15 protein-coding genes and 1 pseudogene are annotated in these 20415 nt (G+C 58.7%); 8 read left to right on the forward strand and 8 right to left on the reverse strand.

Annotated features, from left to right (window positions below):
- The first annotated feature begins 39 nt into the window (after positions 1-39).
- Positions 40-489 (forward strand): hypothetical protein, encoded by a 450-nt coding sequence (locus BLS30_RS12390; RefSeq protein WP_139165343.1) that lies wholly within the window; start codon positions 40-42, stop codon positions 487-489.
- Positions 490-589: 100 nt separating this feature from the next.
- The gene (gene gltX, locus BLS30_RS12395) at positions 590-1960 is read left to right on the forward strand and encodes a glutamate--tRNA ligase (protein ID WP_090229123.1); all 1371 of its coding nucleotides are present in this window, start codon (positions 590-592) and stop codon (positions 1958-1960) included.
- Between the two features lie 14 nt (positions 1961-1974).
- Here gltX and BLS30_RS12400 read toward each other — a convergent pair whose 3' ends face one another.
- Together BLS30_RS12400 and BLS30_RS12405 are read right to left on the reverse strand one after the other, a co-directional pair.
- Positions 1975-2541, reverse strand: coding sequence for a GNAT family N-acetyltransferase (locus BLS30_RS12400; RefSeq protein WP_052743927.1), 567 nt, complete (start codon positions 2539-2541; stop codon positions 1975-1977).
- Between the two features lie 213 nt (positions 2542-2754).
- Complete coding sequence (locus tag BLS30_RS12405) at positions 2755-3849, reverse strand: DUF2865 domain-containing protein (RefSeq protein ID WP_160298712.1); 1095 nt, start codon at positions 3847-3849, stop codon at positions 2755-2757.
- Positions 3850-4265: 416 nt separating this feature from the next.
- Here BLS30_RS12405 and cysS point away from each other — a divergent pair, with 416 nt between their 5' ends.
- The 3 genes from cysS (at position 4266) to BLS30_RS12420 (ending at position 8792) form a co-directional block, all read left to right on the forward strand.
- Complete coding sequence (gene cysS / locus BLS30_RS12410; protein WP_090229125.1) at positions 4266-5726, forward strand: cysteine--tRNA ligase; 1461 nt, start codon at positions 4266-4268, stop codon at positions 5724-5726.
- Positions 5727-6135: 409 nt separating this feature from the next.
- Entirely contained in the window at positions 6136-7770 is a 1635-nt protein-coding gene (gene cimA / locus BLS30_RS12415; protein ID WP_090229128.1) for a citramalate synthase, read from the forward strand.
- 191 nt (positions 7771-7961) lie between these two features.
- A complete protein-coding gene (locus BLS30_RS12420) occupies positions 7962-8792 on the forward strand; it encodes a MipA/OmpV family protein (RefSeq protein WP_090229130.1) in 831 nt (276 codons plus the stop codon).
- Between the two features lie 79 nt (positions 8793-8871).
- Here the strand turns inward: BLS30_RS12420 and BLS30_RS12425 are convergent, their stop codons facing one another.
- Complete coding sequence (locus BLS30_RS12425) at positions 8872-10374, reverse strand: DEAD/DEAH box helicase (RefSeq protein WP_090229133.1); 1503 nt, start codon at positions 10372-10374, stop codon at positions 8872-8874.
- Positions 10375-10723: 349 nt separating this feature from the next.
- Positions 10724-11704: a methylmalonyl Co-A mutase-associated GTPase MeaB gene (gene meaB / locus BLS30_RS12430; RefSeq protein WP_090229135.1), complete on the reverse strand. Its 981-nt coding sequence runs from the start codon at positions 11702-11704 to the stop codon at positions 10724-10726.
- Between the two features lie 272 nt (positions 11705-11976).
- Between meaB and BLS30_RS12435 the strand changes: the two genes are divergently transcribed.
- The gene (locus BLS30_RS12435; RefSeq protein WP_139165344.1) at positions 11977-12357 is read left to right on the forward strand and encodes a hypothetical protein; all 381 of its coding nucleotides are present in this window, start codon (positions 11977-11979) and stop codon (positions 12355-12357) included.
- 243 nt (positions 12358-12600) lie between these two features.
- On the opposite strand, the pseudogene BLS30_RS18510 reads toward BLS30_RS12435, so the two are convergent.
- The 3 genes and pseudogenes from BLS30_RS18510 to BLS30_RS12445 form a co-directional block, all read right to left on the reverse strand.
- Positions 12601-13011 (reverse strand): annotated as a pseudogene (locus BLS30_RS18510) (DUF6600 domain-containing protein); the annotation flags it as partial.
- Positions 13012-13240: 229 nt separating this feature from the next.
- Positions 13241-14215, reverse strand: coding sequence for a zinc metalloprotease HtpX (locus tag BLS30_RS12440; protein WP_052743930.1), 975 nt, complete (start codon positions 14213-14215; stop codon positions 13241-13243).
- A 124-nt stretch (positions 14216-14339) separates the two neighbouring features.
- The gene (locus tag BLS30_RS12445) at positions 14340-14999 is read right to left on the reverse strand and encodes an LOG family protein (RefSeq protein ID WP_082101135.1); all 660 of its coding nucleotides are present in this window, start codon (positions 14997-14999) and stop codon (positions 14340-14342) included.
- Positions 15000-15388: 389 nt separating this feature from the next.
- Between BLS30_RS12445 and BLS30_RS12450 the strand changes: the two genes are divergently transcribed.
- Together BLS30_RS12450 and BLS30_RS12455 are read left to right on the forward strand one after the other, a co-directional pair.
- Complete coding sequence (locus BLS30_RS12450; RefSeq protein WP_170832468.1) at positions 15389-17302, forward strand: LysM peptidoglycan-binding domain-containing protein; 1914 nt, start codon at positions 15389-15391, stop codon at positions 17300-17302.
- A 182-nt stretch (positions 17303-17484) separates the two neighbouring features.
- Entirely contained in the window at positions 17485-19425 is a 1941-nt protein-coding gene (locus tag BLS30_RS12455) for an ABCB family ABC transporter ATP-binding protein/permease (RefSeq protein WP_090229144.1), read from the forward strand.
- A 19-nt stretch (positions 19426-19444) separates the two neighbouring features.
- On the opposite strand, the gene serB is transcribed toward BLS30_RS12455, so the two are convergent.
- Positions 19445-20362: a phosphoserine phosphatase SerB gene (gene serB / locus BLS30_RS12460; RefSeq protein ID WP_280140635.1), complete on the reverse strand. Its 918-nt coding sequence runs from the start codon at positions 20360-20362 to the stop codon at positions 19445-19447.
- Positions 20363-20415 lie beyond the last annotated feature (53 nt).

Consider the following 20415-nt stretch of genomic DNA (forward strand, 5'->3'; position numbering starts at 1 on the left):
CCGTGGCGCGTCGTAAGTAGCAATCGGCTGCATTGGATTATGAACGATACGGTACTGATTAATCGGTCACCGCCGATGTGGTGGCTTGAGCCCGGTATGGGTACTGAACGGCTCGCCGACGAAGGCGACGTGCTGCGCTTCGGCCCGGATGGCATTCCCCTCGAAGGCATCGTTTCCTATCGACTGGAAGAGGTCGTGGAACGTGATTTCAGCGCGCCACTGGTTGCGGGTGCGCTCGCTTTTGCTTCCGGTGTGGTTACGCTTGCCGGCATCCTTGGCTTCGGTTGGTTAGAATGCCTCCTTGCTGGGTTTGTGATCTTGTCAGGGCTTGTCATCGCCGGCCTCGCGGAACTCTGCGGTGTTACGAGCCGCCGTCGCTTCCGTATCAGCATATTTTCCCAAGACTCGCGGCCGGTTACTTACACCAGCGCGGATAACCGTGACATCGCCCGGCTGATCGCCTTTCTCGACCACGCTATCGGCCGCTGACGACGGCTGTACGCGTGGTGCGTCCATCTGCGCTTCTATTCGGACGCCAAAGCGGTTAGGTTCGCGCGCCAATCGCTAGCGAGAGCCTCGAATTTTTCACATGAGCGTCACCGTCCGTTTCGCGCCGAGCCCCACCGGCCGGCTTCATATCGGCAACATCCGCACCGCAATCTTGAACTGGCTGTTTGCCAGGAAAGAGGGCGGTCGGTTCCTGCTACGTTTTGACGACACGGACCTTCAGCGGTCCAAGGAAGAATACGTCGTTGCGATCCGCGAGGATCTGCGATGGCTCGGTCTGAGCTGGGATGAAGAGGTCCGGCAATCCGACCGTACGGCACGCTACGATGCCGTCGCTGAACAGCTGAAGGCCGCTGGGCGATTATATCCATGCTACGAGACCGCTGACGAACTCGACCGCAAGCGGGCCCGGCAACTCGCGCGCGGGCTACCGCCGATTTACGACCGCACCGGCCTGAAGCTCAGCGATGAAGATCGCCAGAAGTTGGAAAGCGAAGGCCGCGTCGCGCATTGGCGCTTCCGTCTCGCGAACACAGAAGGTGCGGACAGCCTGACGCCGCTACCAACGCTCATCAACTGGATCGACGTCATTCGCGGAGAACAAACCGTCGATGTCGGCTCACTCTCCGATCCGGTCATGATTCGCGCCGACGGTTCCTATCTCTATACCTTTACGAGCGTGATCGACGATATTGATCTTGGCATCAGTCACATCATTCGCGGCGAAGACCATGTGACCAACAGCGGCGTTCAGATCGAGTTGTTTAATGCGCTCGGCGCCACTCCGCCGCAGCTCGGTCACCATAGCCTTCTCGTGGCCGCGGATGGGCAGGCCCTATCGAAGCGGTTGGGTGCGCTGTCCATCGCAAGCCTCCGCGAAGATGGCCTGGAGCCCATGGCCGTGGTGAGCCACGCCGCTTTGATCGGCACATCTGATCCCGTTGAGCCTCACACAGATGTGGCAGAACTCGTAGAGCTCTTTTCGCCATCGAAAATCTCCACCGCTCCGGCACGTTTCGATCCGGCAGAGCTTGCAACGCTTAATGCCAAGCTGCTGCATGAGTTGCCCTTCTCAATGGTCGCTGACCGGTTGAAAGGACTCCGAATTGAAACAGACGAAGCCTTTTGGAATGCAGTGCGTGGCAATCTGGAGAAGTTCGACGACGTCAAGGAATGGTGGTCGGTTGTTGCTGGCACGGTGACTCCCGTGATTGAGGACGCTGCCTTCGCTACGAGAGCGGCCGAGCTTCTGCCACCTGAGCCGTGGGGCGAAAACACGTGGTCAGAGTGGACCAAGGCAGTCAAGGAGGCGACCGGAGCCAAGGGCAAATCCCTCTTCCATCCACTCCGCCTCGCACTGACCGGCCGTGAAGCAGGTCCCGAATTGAAGGTGCTATTACCCCTCATCGGCCGCCCACGCGCACTAGCCCGGTTACAGGGGCAGGCCGCATAACAGGCGGCTTGGAGCTAGGCCTTTTGCTCTGATTCGGATGACGCGCCAGGGCCGCGAAAATCCTTACGCATGAACGAGACAGCGATCCCGATGTCCGGGGCGAGCGCGCGCGTACCATGTGATGTCACGGCGTAACCGAGCTGTTCGAAGAACGGTACGGCATTGAGCGTAGAGCGGACGCTGAAGGATCTGTAGCCGGCCCGTGCTGCAAGATCTTCCACCGCCGTGACCATCCGCTGGCCGATACCAAGACCGGTGAAGAACGGCCGAACATAAACCGAAGATATGCGAACGGTACGGCCGCTGTCGTCCACGATGCCCCAGGCAGCTGTTGCGACAAGTTCAGGGCCGATCCAGCCTCCGATCATGGTGTCCTTGAGCACAGTTTCACCGTAGCGAACCGACCGAACAAGGTTCTCAAAGGCTTCGAGTTCCCCCGCCGTGTAAAATGCGGAGCCCTGACTGCGCAGCGCCGACGCGTGAATGTAGCGCACAGCCGAAAGCGCATCGACGCGTACGGGGCGGATATCCAACGTACGGCCTAATCCGCCCTCCGTTTCAGGCTCGAGTTCCGTGGGCATCGCTCACCTCCCGCGCCAGGGGCTCCTAAGGAGCCTGAAGCCCGGCTCAAGGCGACCAATCAAAAAACAAGGACCACATGGAGGGACGTGAACACGACCCGGGTCTCACTAGCAAAAAACTCTCGAAATCCCGGAAAAGTAACCGGAACACGCATCAGTTTTGCGACAAGCAGCTTTTCGTCGACCGACAGGCACAAAACGAGGAAATCAAACTCACTGGGCTGGCGCAGCGGGTGAGGGCGCCTCAGCACGTCGAGCGGGGGCTCCGTCCGGCTGGGGTGCCGCGCCGTCTATTTGTCGGCCGGAGCCGTCGGGCATGGGCGACTGTGGGATGTATTCGGATTCTTTGCAGCTGCAGCCGTTGATGTATTCCTTGCGATAGCGGAATGCGGACTTGAGCTGCGTGTAGGGTTCGTTGCTTCCGTACGCTACCATCTGCTCGACGCCAGCGCCTGGATTTTGGTGATAGTAAAGCGTCGCTGGCGAAGCACACTTCGACTGGCAAATTTCGGCATCGCGCTGGAAGTGATTGGGTAGGGTCGAGAAGCTTACGGGGAAATAGTATCCATCGCACAACCTGACACACACCGTCCGGTAGGTCGCGAATGGAAGCGCTTTGTACGAGTTAGCATATCCTGACCCGCCGCTGCTTTCTTCATCCTGCCAGAATGGCGAAAACTGCTTACGGTCCCGGCGCCGCGCCTCCTGCGAATAGCTGTCACCACAGCCGTTGCGGGCAAGTTCCCGGATAATCTCGTCTTGATAGGACTGGTTGGACCGCGAAGCGATGTCCTGGCGTTCGCCTTCCAGTTGTGCCAGACGCCGCCGCGCATCGTCAGCATTGCGCGCCAAGCCCAGACACTTACTCGATCGGCGCAGCGACTTAGAAAATATGAAGTACTCGTAGCAGTCCGCGGCATCGAGGTTGCGCTCGGCCGATTGAACCTGTCGATTGAGATCGCGAATTTCCGCTTCGAGCTGTGGTAGGCGTTGCCGCGCGTTGCCGCCAGATTGGGATTCCTGGACGAGACGCTGCTCCAGCTCCAGGCAGATTGACGACTGCTGCTGCCAGCCACCACCCGGTGGAGGTTGACCCTGCATAGGGCCGCCCTGATTGTAACCAGGATCGTCACGATAGACTGGAGCCTCTTGCGGCCTTTGCCGCGGCGGTGGCCGGCGCGGTTGCTCTTCTTCCCAAGGCCACGTGAAACCTTGGGCCAGCGCAGGCAGCGCTGCCCCTGCCGTCACGGCGGCACCCATCAGGCCAGCGGCCAGCAGCCAACGCGGCCACCGTGTGCGCTTGTTCATCCCTTTGGTATCGCGAGCCATTTCGTGTCGACCTTGGCGAGGCTCAATTACAGCCTCTTATGTAAAGTATCTGCTTCGCCTGCTAGGCGGTCAATGCAGCGCAATAATGGCGTTCCGTCGCCGTGACGCGCTGTCGCCGTAACTTTGCACTACGAATTTGGCCAAACCTGCACAGGCGGGGCGCATCCGCAAGCCATATAAGCTCTATCCCCAAAATGCACCGCTTGACGTGTCGGCCGCGGCCCCCCATAAACACGGCCATGAACTGGGATTTGCGCATTACAGTCGGCGATTTCTGTCGCGCCATTATTATTGCGAGCTGAGCATAACGCTGGCGCGCGGCCCATTCCCCTTGCCTGAAATTCCATGGACAGAGGACGCCCCGCCCGCCGGAAGGGGCCAGGAAGGGTTTTGTCGTGTCGTTGACACTTTACAATACATTGACGCGCCGCAAGGAGCCGTTCACGCCGATTGATCCGAAGAACGTGCGCATGTACGTCTGCGGACCGACGGTCTACGACTACGCGCACATCGGCAATGCGCGGCCCGTTATAGTTTTTGACGTATTGTTCCGTCTTCTGCGCCACGTCTACGGCGCGGATCACGTTACCTACGTTCGCAACATCACGGACGTCGACGATAAGATCAACGCGCGGGCGGCCGAAGAAGGCATCTCCATTCGGGAGTTGACCGAACGCACGGCTAGCCAGTTTCACGAAGACATTGCTGCGCTGAGCATACTGCCCCCGACGGTCGAACCACGCGCCACCGAACACATCGACGAAATGAAGGCGCTTTGCGAAGCGCTCGTCGCAAAAGGGCATGCCTACGTCGCCGAAGGTCACGTGCTGTTCGACGTCGCATCAATGCCCGACTATGGCCGCCTGTCGAACCGCTCACTCGATGAGATGGAAGCCGGCGCGCGCGTCGAAGTTGCCCCATATAAAAAAGGCCCCATGGATTTCGTCCTGTGGAAGCCCTCAAAAGAGGGGGAGCCGGGCTGGCCGTCGCCTTGCGGCATTGAAGGGGCAGGACGCCCCGGCTGGCATATCGAATGCTCGGCCATGTCTGATCGATGGCTCTGGGAAGAAGTTAAAGACAAGCTGTCAAACGAGGCAAAGGCCCGCCCGCACCAGTTTGACATTCATGGTGGTGGAATTGATCTGACCTTCCCACACCATGAGAACGAAGTGGCACAGAGCCGCTGCGCTCACGGCACACCTGTCATGGCCAACGTCTGGATGCACAACGGCTTCCTGCAGGTCGAGGGCGAGAAGATGTCGAAGTCCCTCGGCAACTTCATCACGATCCATGAGCTACTCAAGACTGACAAGTTCGGCGGACGGAGATGGCCAGGTGAAGTCCTAAGGCTTGCAATGCTGATGACGCATTACCGCCAGCCGATCGATTTTACAGCCACCGCCTTGGAGGCTGCTGAAAAGGTGCTTCGCAATTGGTATCGGCTTATCGGCGATGCGACGGCCTGCGAGGCAGGCGATGGACAAAGTGATGTTCAAACCAAGCTCCAAGACGACCTCAATACACCGCAGGCGATCACAGCGCTGCACGCGATGGCTGACGCTCTGAGCAACGGCGGCGATGCATCGGCACTGGCACGCTTCAAGAGCGCGGCTAATCTTCTCGGTTTGTTGACCATGACGCAGAGCGAGTGGCTCGCGGCATGGAATGCCGACGCCAAGCTCGATGAGGGTGAAATCGAAGCGCGCATCACGGCACGCCTGGAAGCCCGCAAGGCAAAGAACTGGGCGGAAAGCGACCGCATCCGCGATGAGCTCGCCGAGATGGGAATCCAGCTCAAGGACGCGAAGGATCCCACAACCGGCGAATTCACCACAACTTGGGAAGTTATGCGGTGACTGTTCAATCAGATACTACGGTCATCCCGGCAGTCATTGCCGGGACCCAACGTTCGCCGGGGAGTCCGCTGTGCGGTCCTGTTACACCCGTGGCGTGGGTAACTGCTGGGCGTTGGATTCCGGGAACAAGCCCCGGAATAACGGTTGATGTTGTTGGTTTACCCTCTAACCCGCGTGGCCAACAGTCACGATGGTTGAGCGGCACCTGGCGCCGGGGTTGCCAGAATTCAGGGCATAGCATGCGCAAACCTGTGTTCGCGAATATCGGAGGGACAGCCCAATGAGCAATGATCCAAGCCAGCCGCCCTTCACCAAGCACCGCCGCTATTATTTGTTCATAAAGATCGCCGTGCTTTTGATAGCCGCTTATGTTGCCCTGCGCCTGTTCGGTTTCGCGTGAGAGAACAGAATGACAAAAGAACGCCTTTACCTCTTCGACACGACGCTGCGCGACGGTGCGCAGACGACCGGCGTCGCCTTTAAGCTCGAAGACAAGCGCCGCATCTGCAAGGTTCTGGACGATCTGGGCCTCGACTACATTGAGGGCGGATATCCCGGCGCTAACGCGACCGACACGGAGCTATTTGCGAGCAAACCGGATTTTGCCAACGCAACGTTTACCGCGTTCGGTATGACAAAACGTGCCGGTCGATCACTTGAAAACGATGTCGGCTTTCAGGCCCTGCTGCAGTCCGAAGCAGACGCCATCTGCATCGTCGCCAAGTCGTGGGACTACCACGTTCGCGTTGCGCTCGGCATCACTAACGACGAGAATTTGGAGAGCATTGCTCAGTCGATCTCGGCAATCGTCGCCACGGGTAGAGAGGCGATGCTCGACTGCGAACATTTCTTCGATGGTTACAAAGGTAATCGCGACTATGCCGTCGCAGTCGCGCGCACGGCTTACGAGGCCGGTGCCCGCTGGGTCGTGTTGTGCGACACAAACGGTGGCACGTTACCTCATGAAATTCATGACATCGTGACGGACGTCGTGACGGTCGTGCCTGGTACACACCTGGGCATCCACACTCACAACGACACCGAAAATGCAGTGGCCAACTCGCTCATGGCTGTGCGCGCCGGTTGCCGTCAGATCCAAGGCACGTTGAATGGCCTCGGTGAACGGTGTGGCAACGCCAATCTGACATCGATCATCCCAACGCTGCTTTTAAAGAGCGAATTTGCCGAACACTTCGAAACCGGAGTGACGCCGGCCCGCCTGCGTACGCTGACACATGCCAGCCGCGTGCTCGATGAAATCCTCAATCGCAGCCCGTACAAACACGCACCTTATGTCGGGGAAAGCGCTTTTGCGACGAAGGCGGGCATTCATGCGTCGGCAATTCTGAAAGAGCCCGAGACCTACGAACACGTAGCTCCCGAATCCGTCGGTAACACGCGTCGTCTGCTGATCTCCGATCAGGGCGGACGTTCTAACATTCTTGCCGAACTCGATCGTCTTGGCATCGCCATCTCAAAGGACGATCCACGCATCGGCAACTTGCTCGAAGAGGTCAAAGAACGCGAAGCTAAGGGCTACACTTACGAGTCTGCCGAAGCATCTTTCGAACTGCTGGCCCGGCGTGCGCTGGGCGAGGTGCCGAAATACTTCACCGTCGATAGCTTCCGCGTCATGGTCGAACGACGTCACAATGCCGTCGGCGATCTCGTGACTGTATCCGAAGCGACGGTGAAGGTGTTCATCAATGGCGACCGCGAACCGTTATGGTCCGTTGCCGAAGGCAATGGCCCGGTCAACGCGCTCGACGGCGCACTTCGCAAAGACCTCGGTCGCTACCAGAAATATATCGAGGGCGTGGAACTCGTTGACTACAAGGTGCGTATCCTGACGGGCGGCACCGAAGCCATCACGCGCGTGCTAGTGGAAAGCCACGACACGACAACAGGTGCGCGTTGGATCACTGTCGGAGTCTCGCCCAATATAATTGATGCAAGCTTCGAGGCGCTGCTCGACTCCATCAACTTCAAGCTGATGAAGGACAGCGCCCCCGCAGAGCATGTCAAGGTCGTGTCGCGATACTAGACTCAAAGACGCCAGTTTGCTCCGGCGGTGCATCTTCCAGGCCACACAGGCTGTGCAAAGCGTTGGAGATTTAAATTTTCCAACCGCTCTACGCTGCCGCATCTGTGCTGATCTGGTAGTCTCAATCGTAGACTGGCTGTGGAATGCGTTTTCCGCGGTGAAAATTGTAAAATGGGGCACCGCGACCGAACATGGTGAAAACGAGTTCGATTTGCTTTGGGGCGTTAGCGCTTTCCCTTGCGGTTTATCTGTCTGCTGCGACACCAGTTGTTGCGCAAGACGGGTATGACGCTCCGTCCGGCATGAGTGTCGGCCTTGGCGGCGTCGTCGCGATCAAACCGAAATATGAAGGCTCGGACGAATACGACGTCTACGGCTTCCCTATAATTTTTCCGCAGTTCGGCGGTGGTAGCGGATTTGCGGACCGCATCAAAATCCGTGGCGCGGATGACGTTCGCCTGAGGGTGTTTGAAACCGGTGGTTTCGAGGTGGGCCCGCTTGCCGGCTATGCCTTCGGACGGGACGAGGACGACGGCGATCTGCTTCGGGGACTAGGTGACGTTGATGACGGCATCGTCTTGGGTGCCTACGCAGGCTATCGCTTTGGTGTCGTACTGCTCGACGTTTCCTATCACCACATCGTGTCGGGGGACGACACGGGCTACCAGATCCGGTTCGGTGGCGAAATCGAACAGCGCGTTGCCAGCAACGCTATCGTCACAGCGCGCGTTGGCGCGACATTTGCTGACGACAATTATATGGACACTTACTTCGGCATATCCGCTGCGCAGTCCGCGTCCTCGGTTGCCGGTCTTTCAGCATATGATGCGACCAGCGGTATCAAAGACGTTCACTTTGAATTGGGTACACGGATCGACCTGACAGATCGTTGGCAATTGCGGGCTGGCGCGCGCTACGGCCGCTTGCTCGGTGACGCAGCCGATAGCCCGATCGTGGAAACCGAAAACCAGTTCTCGGGCATGATCGGCGCCGCATACCGCTTTGATTTCGGCGGCTACTGAGCCGCAAGCGTTTAGCGATAACGTCTCAAAGAATTTGGGGCTGGTTCTCGAAGAACCAGCCCCTTTTTTATATCAAGCGTTACTGTGCGCGTTCGACGTTCTTTTCAGACGTCCAGGGTCTACCCCCACCACCCCGGCGGGGCCGGTTCTGGTTGGCGCGATGTCCGCCGCCACTGCCCTGACCCTCTCCACGGTGATGAGCATGCGCATGCGGCGAACCGCGATGGGCCCGCTCGGGCCGCGCCGAGGCGTTATCATCGGCTCGCTTGTGGCCGGGCGCGCGAGGAGCAGGAGCACCATTGAGTTGGTCGGCGCGACCTTCTGCGTGGCCGTCCCTGCGCCGCGGGCCACCGTTGCGAGAAAAACGATGCGGCTGTCCCTGACGACCGGCGGCGCCTCTGGCGGGACCACGCTCGGGCTCGCGGACTTCCGGCAAACGAACGGCCAATGCTTGGTCGCCGCGGCGGTCCTCTGAAGGGATCTTCTGGCGGGTAACGCGTTCGATGTCGCGTAACAAGCCGCGCTCTTCGCCGTCGCAGAAGGAAATCGCGACACCCGACGTGCCAGCTCGTGCAGTCCGCCCGATGCGGTGAACATAAGCTTCCGGGACTTCGGGAAGTTCAAAATTAATGACGTGAGAGACTTGATCGATGTCGATGCCGCGCGCTGCGATATCGGTAGCGACCAACACGCGGATCTTGGCGTTACGGAACGCGTGAAGGGCCCGCTCACGCTGGCTTTGGCTCTTGTTGCCATGAATGGCAGCCGCAGGGATGTTCGCGACCTCGAGCTGACGCGCGACCCGATCGGCGCCGCGCTTGGTACGCGTGAAGACAAGCGTGCGCGTCATGCCCTGATCGGCCAGGAGATCCAAGAGAAGCGCCCGCTTACGAGGACGTTCCACGTGAATCACTTTTTGAGCGATACGCTCGACGGTCGTTGATTCCGGCGTGACGGAAACTTTTATGGGATCGGTTAGAAGCTCGCCTGCGAGTTTGCCGATGTCTGTGGGCATCGTCGCAGAGAAGAACAGGTTTTGTCGTTGTCGCGGCATAAAAGAGACGACGCGACGGATAGGCTTCACGAAGCCGAGGTCGAGCATCTGATCGGCTTCATCGAGTACCAGGAATTCTGTTGCCGACAGATCGATGTCGCCTTCCTGCATGTGGTCTATAAGCCGACCAGGTGTCGCGATCAGCACATCAACGCCGCGCGCCATTGCGCGTCGTTGCGGACCGGCGGGAACGCCACCGAAAACTACTGTTTGCGAGATCCCAAGCTTGCGGCCGTACGTTTTGACCGAATCTCCGATCTGGCTTGCCAGTTCGCGGGTCGGGCTTAAGACGAGCACACGGCACCCACGCCGGATAGGCGCGCGCTTATTCTGGCTTAGGAGCTGCAGAATGGGCAAAGAAAAGGCAGCGGTCTTGCCAGTACCGGTTTGTGCGATACCGAGCAAATCCTTGCCTGCCAGGACACTGGGAATAGCTTGCGCCTGAATTGGCGTCGGGTTTGTGTAGCCTTCGGCGTCGAGCACTTCGAGAAGCGCGGTGCAAAGGCCAAGTTCATGAAAAGAAGTCAAATGTATTCCTTCTCGCGAATATTCGCGCGAACGGCCGCCTACAGTTGGCGAAGGTAATTCGCCAACGAGAGACGCGGGGTTTCTGGCGACAACCCGCGTGACTAAGGGCTGTCAGGATGAGTAGGGAATATTCGCTCGGCAGGGGACATCGGCGAAAGCTTTACGGTGCCTTCAATCCCATCACGCATCTGGAGCGTAGAACCGCTCTCTGAGCGACGATTGCCTTGTCACATGCTGCGTCGCACAAGTCAACGGAAACTAGAGTGGCCGCTTGCCGCAGTGACCACACGGCCACGCACCCCGACAAACGCTATAATACACTGATGCAGCACGAGTATTTCGTTATTGCTCACGGAGTGATTAGCTTTCGTGCAGCATCAGTCGGACTTAATTGACCGGTCAAGATCTCGTCAGCCAGTTTGTCGACACCGCCATCCTTGTCTGACTTGATACGTTGCGCGACCAAATCTGCGGCGGCGCGAGCAATTAAATAACGGGCCCGGCGCCGGCGGCGATCTACGGCGTTTTCCGCAAGGATTGGTTGACCGATCTTTTCAATCGCCGTCATAAGCTCTGGCACGCCGGCACCGGTTGTCGCCGTGGTTTTGAGAACCGGCACCTCGGAGCGATTGCCCGCGCGGATCGACAGAGCGCCCATGAGCTGCTGCATCGTCCGCTCTGCGCCGTCCCGATCGCCTTTGTTGACGACGAGAATATCCGCGATTTCCAGAAGGCCGGATTTCATCGCCTGAATATCGTCACCGAGCCCAGGCGCCGAAATAACGATGCGAATGTCGGCGACTTCCGCCACATCGACCTCGCTTTGCCCGGTGCCAACAGTTTCCAACAGAATGAGGTCAAAGCCCGCCGCATCTAACGCATCAATGATCCGAACGGCTGCCGGCGACAAGCCGCCAAGATAACCTCGGCTCGCGAGCGAACGCACGAACACACCATCATCATCCAGCGCTGCCGTCATACGGATCCGGTCGCCCAGAATAGCGCCGCCGGAAATCGGACTCGACGGATCGACGGCGATGACGCCGACTCTAAGGTTCTGGGTGCGAGCATGCCGGATAAGTGCGTTGACAAGCGTCGACTTCCCTGCCCCGGGAGGACCAGTCAGGCCGATAACGAGCGCGCGGCCCAGATGCGGTTGGAGAGCCCGCAGCAACGCCGGAGCCGACGTCGAAAGACGTTCGAGTTCCGTGACAGCGGACGCGATAGCTCGCCGCTCGCCGGCGAGGAGCCGCGCGACCTGATCCGAAATTGAAGCGTCTGCAACCTGTGCCGGGGGCTGCTCCGCCACGTGGGGCTTATTCTGGTTCATGGCAATCGCTGATACGCGTACCGGCGTCAGTGATCAAGAGAGTGCCAGAAAGCACCGGTTAACTCACAACCTTAACGTCGCTTCCGCGGGCCACCTCGTTTGTGCCCACCCCTGGAGCGCTGGTGACGTTTTACGCTCGCCCGGCCGCGTTTATTCGCCCTGTGCCGCTTATGTACACGCGACCGTGCTTTCGATCGGCGGTGGGCCTTACGTTTGCGTTTTATGTGTTGATTGGCACGGGTTTGCTTTTTGCGTTTGACCGAGCGCTTGATATGCCGCCTAGCGTTTTTCTTGACCTTGGCCGCTTTCCGCGTGTTGCGTGCCCGATGCTCGGCACGCCGTTCCGAGCGCGCTTTGCGCGACTTATGAACAGCGCGACGATCTCTGAAGCGCCGGACGTCCGAACGTTTGGCCCGATGGGTTTTGCTGCGATGCTTGCGCGCACGACGTTCTTCGATTTTACGAACGCGGCTCTTGATATCCTGGCGCGCCGAACGGCGATGCTGCTTCGCGTGGCTCCGAGGGCGATAAACCTGTCGGATCTGACGTTTGCCGCGGTGATGCGCGTGGCGCCGCGCGCGTTTATCGTGCGAATAGACGACACGCGAAGGGCGGACATGGCGATGCGCGCGCCGACGAACATCTCTCAGTGAAACACCCCGGTTTACGACGCGGCGGTGCCTCCAGCGCGCATAGGGGCCGCGGCGAGAGTTTCGATAAAAGCGGTGATACCGGTGCCGGGGTGCGAGATGCCGGTAGATGTGAGGTTCAACGAACAGCGAATAAGCAGCAAATACCCAGAACGGCTCATATAGCGGGTCTTCATAGATAACCGTGTGAGGAACGTATCGTGGGCCTCGGTAGTCGGAACGCGTGGGAGGGTCGGGAGGCAGCGGGGCCCAGCCGACATATTCATCCGTTTCGCGCCAGGCGACCCAGGCCGGAGCCCATGTCGTTCCCGGAACCCAGAACCACCCTAGATTGTCAGCGCGTGACCAGCGGCCGTAGTGGTACACCACCCAGCCGAAGGGCTCCTCGGAAACCCATGTCCAGCCGGATTGTTCATCGTAGGCCCACTGACCAAGTGTGTAGGGTCGCCATGTTTCATCGACATTAGGGATCCACACGATGCCGAAGTCATCGTGCTGCTGCCAGCGGCCAAAATCCGATACCGCATTAATGAGAACATCTAGGTCAACATCCGCCTTCGGTGCGGACGAGGTTTGGTCAGAGTAGGCTTCTTGCGACGTTACGACGGCAAACAAAGTAAGAGAGGCAACCGCAGTTACTGCTGCGAGCGTCACCATGCGTAACGATGAGAGAAGAGATGTAATTGGTCGGCAAGACACGATACCTCCTTCCAGATGGGCGTTCGGATCATGCTGACGAGCCGGCGGACCACGCCAAACCGCAAACGCTATCAGTTCCGTCTCAGGCGCTGACGGAAACTCCGATTTCAAATCATTATATGGGAAAATTGTACGGAATAATGAGGGGTAACAAAATTCTGTTCACGGCGTGTTCTACTCGAGGCGACTAGAACCAGACGCCGGGCCACCGATACCGCGGCCGCATCTCGATCGGGCCACAGCCAATGAGGGACACCATGGGTTCTTCGACGATACCAAGCTGCGGCATCCGCTCTTGAGGCACGAGGTTGCGCAGGCGGGATACGCGCTCTTCAGTCAGCGGATGGGAACGCAACAATGATGGCTGCGGCGTTCGTCGAGCCGGCACGGGAAAGGCAAGATCTTCCCAAAAATGCCCTGTCGAATTGTCTAGTCGGCTGAGCGCAGAGGCGAGCCCCAAGGGATCGCCCGTCAACATTGCGCCTTCCCGGTCGGCGTCGAATTCGCGCGTTCGCGATAACGCCAGCTGCAACAAGCTCGATAGGGCGGGTGCGAGGTAGAGCAACGCAATGCCAAACCATGACACGGTCATGTCGCCCGTCGTAAGCGCCAACAGGTTGGTGATCGCGAAGTAAAGCGCAACATACGACATCACCTGTACGTACCGGGTCATGACATCGGCCACGTTCATTAGCCACAGATCATTATTGCGGATGTGGCTCATCTCATGCCCGATGACGCCGATGATCTCGCGCATTGTCAGCCGCCGCAGGAGACCCTCCGTCACTGCAATGGCTGAATGTTTCGGATTGCCCGTCGCAAACGCATTCAATGTGGCGCTCGGAATAACGTAGAAGTCAGGCCGTGCGGGTAACTCAGCACGCGCACTCAACTCATCGATGATGCGCGAAAGTTGGTCGTGTCCCGGCGGTTGAAGTTTTCCACGATAAAGCCGCATCACCATTTCTGGCGGGATTTGGGGGGCAATGAGCGACAGCACGCCCACCGAGACGAATGCCGCAACGATGCCGCCCGCTCCGAACAGCAGATAGGCGCCCGCCGCCAGAACGAGAGCAATGCCGCCGATCAGCAAAATCGAATGCACAAAGTTGCTGCGCTGGTGCGCTTCTACTTGCGCCGGATCAAGCAACGGACTGGACACACTGAAACCCCGAATGACTAAGCGCACGCGTCTTGCCGAACGGTCTAGGGCGCACCATGCAGGATGCCATGGCGAGCCCTATGTCGGCAATCATAGTTCCGCGCTCGTCGGGTGTCGCCCGACCTTAAAACTTAGCAAGTACGGATTCTTCTGAAGCCCCATTTTGCGCGGATTCGCACGCTTCAACAGCAGCATCGACAATGTCCTCAGCGCGCGAAACCACCGTGAATTTCAGATGTAGGGTCTCACGGATAAACGCTTGCGCTTTCATGTGCTCGAAAAGAGTGAGAAGCGGATCCCAGAAATTGTTGATGTTGGCAATAATGATCGGCTTTTGGTGCTGACCGAGTTGCGACCACGTGAGCTGCTCAACGAGTTCCTCCAGCGTACCCACGCCGCCAGGCAGAGCGACGAACGCATCTGAGCGATCAAACATAAGCTGTTTGCGCTCGTGCATGTTGGCCGTGACGACCAATTCGTCTGCGGCGCGGAGCATGTGTTCGCGTACCGTGAGAAATTCCGGAATAATACCCGTAACACGGCCACCGTGAGCAATTGTCGCTTCCGCCACCTCACCCATCAGCCCTAAACCGCCGCCACCATAGACGAGCCCGATGCCCGAGCGCGCCAGATCGTGTCCAAGGGTGCGCGCCGCTTCAGCGTAGACTGGCACGGAACCGGGACCGGAGCCGCAATAAACACAAATATTCCTCAGTCCGCCCCGGCCTCGCGCGGCGGGAGCCTGCAAGTGAACCTTTGACTCGGAACGAATTTTCTTCTGCATAGTGTCTTTTTTCCTTCGGGAAGGGGCATGACGCTGCCGGATCGTTTTGCACCATTGCGATGACGACCTGACGAAGCGCTGAGCCCTCCTCTATTATTTAGGTATTACTCTGGGCCGAAAAGGGGCATGGCGGCGCCGGGGCCTTATTCAATCGGTTGATCGCTAAGAAGACGCGGGGGAAATGAGAGGCCGATCTGCAACGCATTGTGGAGGTGTTGCCCCCTCCGTCTTGGCTGCCGTCAGCTTCTCCGCTAAGCTCCCGGCAATTGCGTACATCACAGGGTGCGCAGTTAAAAAATACGGGGAATTTCAAGTTATTACGCTCTGTCCGTTGGGGGGACGGTACGATGTACTTGCCACGTCCTCCAGTGGTGCTGGCGGCTTGTTGGATGACGGGAGTTTTAGTGTGCGTGGTGAACGCGCATAGCCCCGTCCTTGTTCCCGCATCGCCACAGCAGTCCGCAACAAAGATCCTGGCGTCGACGGGCGAAACGCCGCTCTCTGACGCGTTGGCGCCGTCGCGTGCATGGGCGCAAACCCCCGACAAAGCGGCTGCGAGTTTAATCCCGACCTTTACACGCATTATCATATCGTTACCGGCGGATATCAGCTTTGAGGGCACAGGTGCGCCGGGCGACGAGATCACGCTCTATATCGACGGCGATCGGACGGTAGCGACACGCGTTGATGGCGAAGGCCAATGGCGCGTTGCCCTCGCTCAGTCCCTTCCACCGGGGGATTATGCCGCGATGGCGGTCGCGACGTCCTCGCCGGGCGCAACACCTAAGAGTTCGGAAGAAGTACGCATCGCTATCCCGCAACTCGCACCGCCCGTTTATGCGCCACCGGATACGGTGTCACACGCCGATGTGGAGCCACCCAACGCGGCTACCCGTCGTCGCGCCGCCGAATTGGCGCGCGATGCCAACAGTTATTTTGACAAACTGACGGCTGAAAAGCCGACAACATCTAAAAGCGATCAGCGCGGTCAGGTTCCCGAGCGGAACGATGGCGATATAAAAACGAGCGAGCCGCGAAATTCTTACAGCGGCATCGCGGGGTGGTTCGCGCGTGCTAGGAGTGAATACAATGAAGTGCTGGTCGCCGGGCTGTCCGATCCCAACCGCCGCGGGAGCATCGCCCAAAACCCAGAACAAGACTTAGCGGTCAAGCCACCGCTTCCTGAACGTCCGGATGATGGTGTCAGCTATATCCAGATCGCGATGAATTGGCTGCAGCAAGCTAACCGTGAATACCAGGAGCAGCTGGTTGACCAATTGAAAAGGCGCGGAGCTGCCGAGCGGCTTGCTGTCCGCGAGAAAGCACCTGCAGACGGACATACAGACGTAGCTGCTCTATCAAACCAAACGGAGCAGCCTGCAGAAGAGGCGACAACTACGAAGACGGGTCGAGAGGTCGACGAAAAACGTCACGCCGCCCTCAAGACAGAAGAAGAAAGACAGGCCTCAGAGCCGCGCCGTTTGGAGGAAGAGGACCGCCGCGCGGCGGAGGCAGCCGAACGTCAGCGGGTCGCCGCTGAGACGGAAGCACTAGCGCGCCGGGCGGCGGAAGAGCAGCGTCAGGTTGAAGAAGAACGTCAACGTGTTGCTCACAGCGCAGACCAAGAATCGGGGAATGCACGCGCGCTGAAGGAGCTCCTTGCCGAGCGTGAAAAATTCCCTGCACCGACGGAAATGGACGCGGTGACCATCGCTCCGACGCTCCGTGCCGCCCAAACTGATGAGACAGCGCATAGCCAACCGGCCCAACCCGAGCTGTCCGTTGCACCTGAAGCCAAAGCATCGCAATCACACGTGGCTGAGGCTGTTCCAGCGACCGCGGACATAACGGCTGAAGACGTCGCGAGCATCGCCCTGCCGGAAGCAAAGCCGCGCCAGTTGTCTCATCGAGAGCAAACCGTTTCGCTCCCCCCTGTACCGGAAGCGCGCAGGATCGTTGCGGCAGCCGTACCAATGCCCGGCGAGAAGCCGGACCGTCAGTCGGCAATAGACGTGAGGGTGGCGGAGCGCGATGTTAATGGCAGCAGCAAGCGCGAAGGTGAGCCAGCGCTCGATCGGTATCGCTGGTGCAGCAATCCAAGAGCAGGACGCACCATTACCCCGCCTGGGACGTACATCGTGGCGTATGGCGATACCCTCTGGGGCATCGCGGAACGCCACTACAATGCAGGCTACCTGTACAAACGTATCCGCCGCGCGAACCGCCGCAAGATCAGGCATTCACGCTGGATTTATCCGTGCCAGCGGCTCTGGTTGCCGCGTCTGAGAGTGTACCGCCGCTAAAGGCCGACACGGCACCACTGGCCAGAGACGATGTGGCGGGTTAGAAGGTGGGCCCGATCCAACGACCGGCACGAGTGCGCCTGCTTCTGAACTATTGTCAGCGGAGGCTGGATATTGCTGCCAGCGCACGTTTCGCAGTAACTGGCAATGCCGTTCACACCTCGCGCCGCTAAGAAGGCTAAATGAGTCCACGTTCCGCATCCCGTCGTTCACCCAGCGGTCCTCCGCTTGACCACACCTTATTGGGTGCGCGCGAGGATCACTGGATGGTCCTTAAAGGTCTGCTGCCATACGTCTGGCCGGCGGCGCGGCCGGACCTCAAACGCAACGTCGTATTCGCCTTTGCAATGCTGCTCGTTGCAAAGCTGATCACGGTCGCGACACCGATCATCTACAAAGAAGCAGTCGATGAACTGACGCGCGTGGCTAACGGTGAACTTGGTACGGTCGGAACTTTATCGCTGGTAATCACGGGGCTCATCCTGAGCTATGGCGTCGCGCGCGTCGTGATGATGGCGCTTAATCAGCTGCGCGACGTCTTCTTCACGAAGGTCGGACAGCACGCTGTCCGCGAGCTGAATAAGAAAACCTTCGAACACCTGCATCGTCTCAGTCTCCGCTTTCACCTTGAACGGCGTACCGGAGGGCTCTCGCGTGTCCTGGAGCGCGGCGCGCGCGCCATAGAGCTCATCATTCGCATGGGCATTCTCAACGTGGTGCCCACCGCGATGGAGCTGCTCCTCGTCTGTGGAATCCTGTTCTTTTACTTCGACATGTTCTACGTGCTGATCGTTCTTGCGACAGTCGCACTTTACATGTGGTTCACGTTCGCAGCTTCGGAGTGGCGTATAGCTATTCGCCGCGAAATGAATGACAGCGACACCGAGGCCAACACGAAGGCCATTGATAGCTTGCTGAACTTCGAGACCGTCAAGTATTTCGGTAACGAGGATCTGGAAGCGCGACGCTTCGACAAGTCCATGGCGCGCTATGAGCAGGCTGCGATCAAGACGTACTACTCCCTTGCCATCCTCAACACGGGCCAAGCCGCAATTTTCACGGCCGGCATGACCGCCGTGATGTGGATGGCCGCTCGCGGCATTGCCGCCGGCACGCACACCATCGGCGATTTCGTGATGATCAACGCGCTGATGATCCAGCTTTACATGCCGCTGAATTTCATGGGCATGGTTTATCGAGAGATCAAACAGGGCTTGGTCGATATCGAAGTCATGTTTGCGATCATGCGCGAAAAGCCTGAAGTCCGTGACGCGCCGGACGCGCGCCCGCTCGTCCAAACGGAAGGAACTATCCGATTCGAGAATGTGTCGTTCTCTTATGATCGCGAGCGTACGATCCTCAAAAACATTTCATTTGAGGTGCCGGCAGGAAAAATGGTGGCGATCGTCGGCCCCTCTGGGGCGGGTAAATCGACGATCAGCCGCATACTCTTCCGCTTCTATGACATCGATTCCGGCCGTGTGACGATCGACGGACAGGATATCAATAAGGTCACGCAAACTTCTCTTCGAGCGGCCATAGGCGTGGTGCCTCAGGACACAGTTCTTTTCAACGACACCATTCTCTACAACATTCGCTATGGCAGCCCTGATGCGAATGAAGAGGAGGTCATGGCGGCGGCCAAAATGGCCCAGATCGATGGCTTTATCAGGATGCTGCCCGACGGCTACAAAACCATGGTGGGTGAGCGTGGCCTCAAATTGTCCGGCGGTGAAAAGCAACGCGTCGCAATTGCGCGGACCTTGCTTAAGGGACCGCCAATTTTGATCCTGGACGAGGCCACCAGCGCACTTGATAGCCATACGGAAAAGGAAATTCAGGACGCGCTCGATCAGGTTGCCAAGGACCGCACGACACTCGTCATCGCACATCGCCTCTCAACGATCGTGCATGCCGACAACATTCTCGTCTTGGAAAAGGGACAGCTAGTTGAGCAGGGCACCCACGGCGAGTTGATGGCCAAGGGCGGGCTCTACGCCAGCCTCTGGAACCGGCAGCGCGAAGCCGAGAAGGCCCGCGAGGAATTGGCCCACGCTATAGAAGAAGCCGAACGTGTAGGCGCCATTCCCCGGAAGGCCGACGCATGCGATACCTTTGAATGACGGATGTCTGCTGTCAGCCCTAGCCGGAGAATTCTTCGCGGCCATAGCCCTGCAGATACAGAAGGGCACGTAAATCGCTGTGGTTGAGAGAAACCCTCGCAGCGGAAGCAACGACGGGCTTCGCACGGAACGCGACTCCTAGGCCAGCTGCAGCTATCATGCCGAGATCGTTTGCGCCGTCCCCTACGGCAAGCGTATCGCCAAGGGGAATATTCAACTCTTTGGCAAAGCGTGTGAGCGCGTCTCGCTTGCCTTCCTGGCCGAGGATGGGTTCAACAACACGGCCCGAAAGCGTGCCGTCCGCGATCTCAAGCACGTTGGCTTGATGGTCATCAAAGCCGACGACCTCCGCCACACGTCCGGCGAAAATTGTAAACCCTCCGGAGACGAGGGCACAAAACGCGCCGTGCTCTTTCATTGTCTCCACCAGAGTGCGTGCTCCCGGCATCAGCGAAATACGTGTCCCGAGCACAGCCTCAAGCACGTCCGACGAGAGCCCTTTGAGTAATGCAACGCGCGTTCGAAGGCTTTCATCGAAATTCAGTTCCCCCTGCATCGCCCGCTCGGTGATGCTAGCCACTTCGTCCCCGAGACCGACGGCATCGGCGAGTTCGTCAATGCACTCCTGCTGGATGATGGTGGAATCCATGTCGGCCAGCAGCAGGCGCTTGCGACGGCGGGGACCTTCGTCGGGTACGATATTGATGTCGACAGGCAGGCCGATTGTAGCTGTTTTTGCTTGTTTCTTGACGTGCGCGCCCCCATCGGCCTGGGCGACAAATTTGAGTTCCCACGCCTCGCCTTCACACAGCCACCGTTGATCGATGACGGCGTCTTTGGCGAGAAGCCGCGCCATCGTATCCGTCAGCGTTCGGTTAAGGCAGGGTGCATCGTGTGCGCACGTTGCGATAAGAATCTGCCCATTGGAATCGGTCATCGCGCGCCAAAAGTCCGGTAAGGAGGGCCACGTTGTCTCGCGGATTGAGCGAG

Source organism: Filomicrobium insigne (assembly GCF_900104305.1).
In the GTDB taxonomy this organism is placed as follows: domain Bacteria; phylum Pseudomonadota; class Alphaproteobacteria; order Rhizobiales; family Hyphomicrobiaceae; genus Filomicrobium; species Filomicrobium insigne.

What these genes read in the sequence shown, in the direction of transcription:
- BLS30_RS12405 (WP_160298712.1), bottom strand. Translation starts at nt 3,849, where the DNA reads ATGAACAAGCGCACACGGTGGCCGCGTTGGCTGCTGGCCGCTGGCCTG.
- meaB (WP_090229135.1), bottom strand. Translation starts at nt 11,704, where the DNA reads ATGAACCAGAATAAGCCCCACGTGGCGGAGCAGCCCCCGGCACAGGTT.
- gltX (WP_090229123.1), top strand. Translation starts at nt 590, where the DNA reads ATGAGCGTCACCGTCCGTTTCGCGCCGAGCCCCACCGGCCGGCTTCAT.
- BLS30_RS12435 (WP_139165344.1), top strand. Translation starts at nt 11,977, where the DNA reads ATGCCGCCTAGCGTTTTTCTTGACCTTGGCCGCTTTCCGCGTGTTGCG.
- cimA (WP_090229128.1), top strand. Translation starts at nt 6,136, where the DNA reads ATGACAAAAGAACGCCTTTACCTCTTCGACACGACGCTGCGCGACGGT.
- BLS30_RS12450 (WP_170832468.1), top strand. Translation starts at nt 15,389, where the DNA reads ATGACGGGAGTTTTAGTGTGCGTGGTGAACGCGCATAGCCCCGTCCTT.
- BLS30_RS12455 (WP_090229144.1), top strand. Translation starts at nt 17,485, where the DNA reads ATGAGTCCACGTTCCGCATCCCGTCGTTCACCCAGCGGTCCTCCGCTT.
- BLS30_RS12400 (WP_052743927.1), bottom strand. Translation starts at nt 2,541, where the DNA reads ATGCCCACGGAACTCGAGCCTGAAACGGAGGGCGGATTAGGCCGTACG.
- BLS30_RS12445 (WP_082101135.1), bottom strand. Translation starts at nt 14,999, where the DNA reads ATGCAGAAGAAAATTCGTTCCGAGTCAAAGGTTCACTTGCAGGCTCCC.
- BLS30_RS12420 (WP_090229130.1), top strand. Translation starts at nt 7,962, where the DNA reads ATGGTGAAAACGAGTTCGATTTGCTTTGGGGCGTTAGCGCTTTCCCTT.
- serB (WP_280140635.1), bottom strand. Translation starts at nt 20,362, where the DNA reads ATGACCGATTCCAATGGGCAGATTCTTATCGCAACGTGCGCACACGAT.
- BLS30_RS12390 (WP_139165343.1), top strand. Translation starts at nt 40, where the DNA reads ATGAACGATACGGTACTGATTAATCGGTCACCGCCGATGTGGTGGCTT.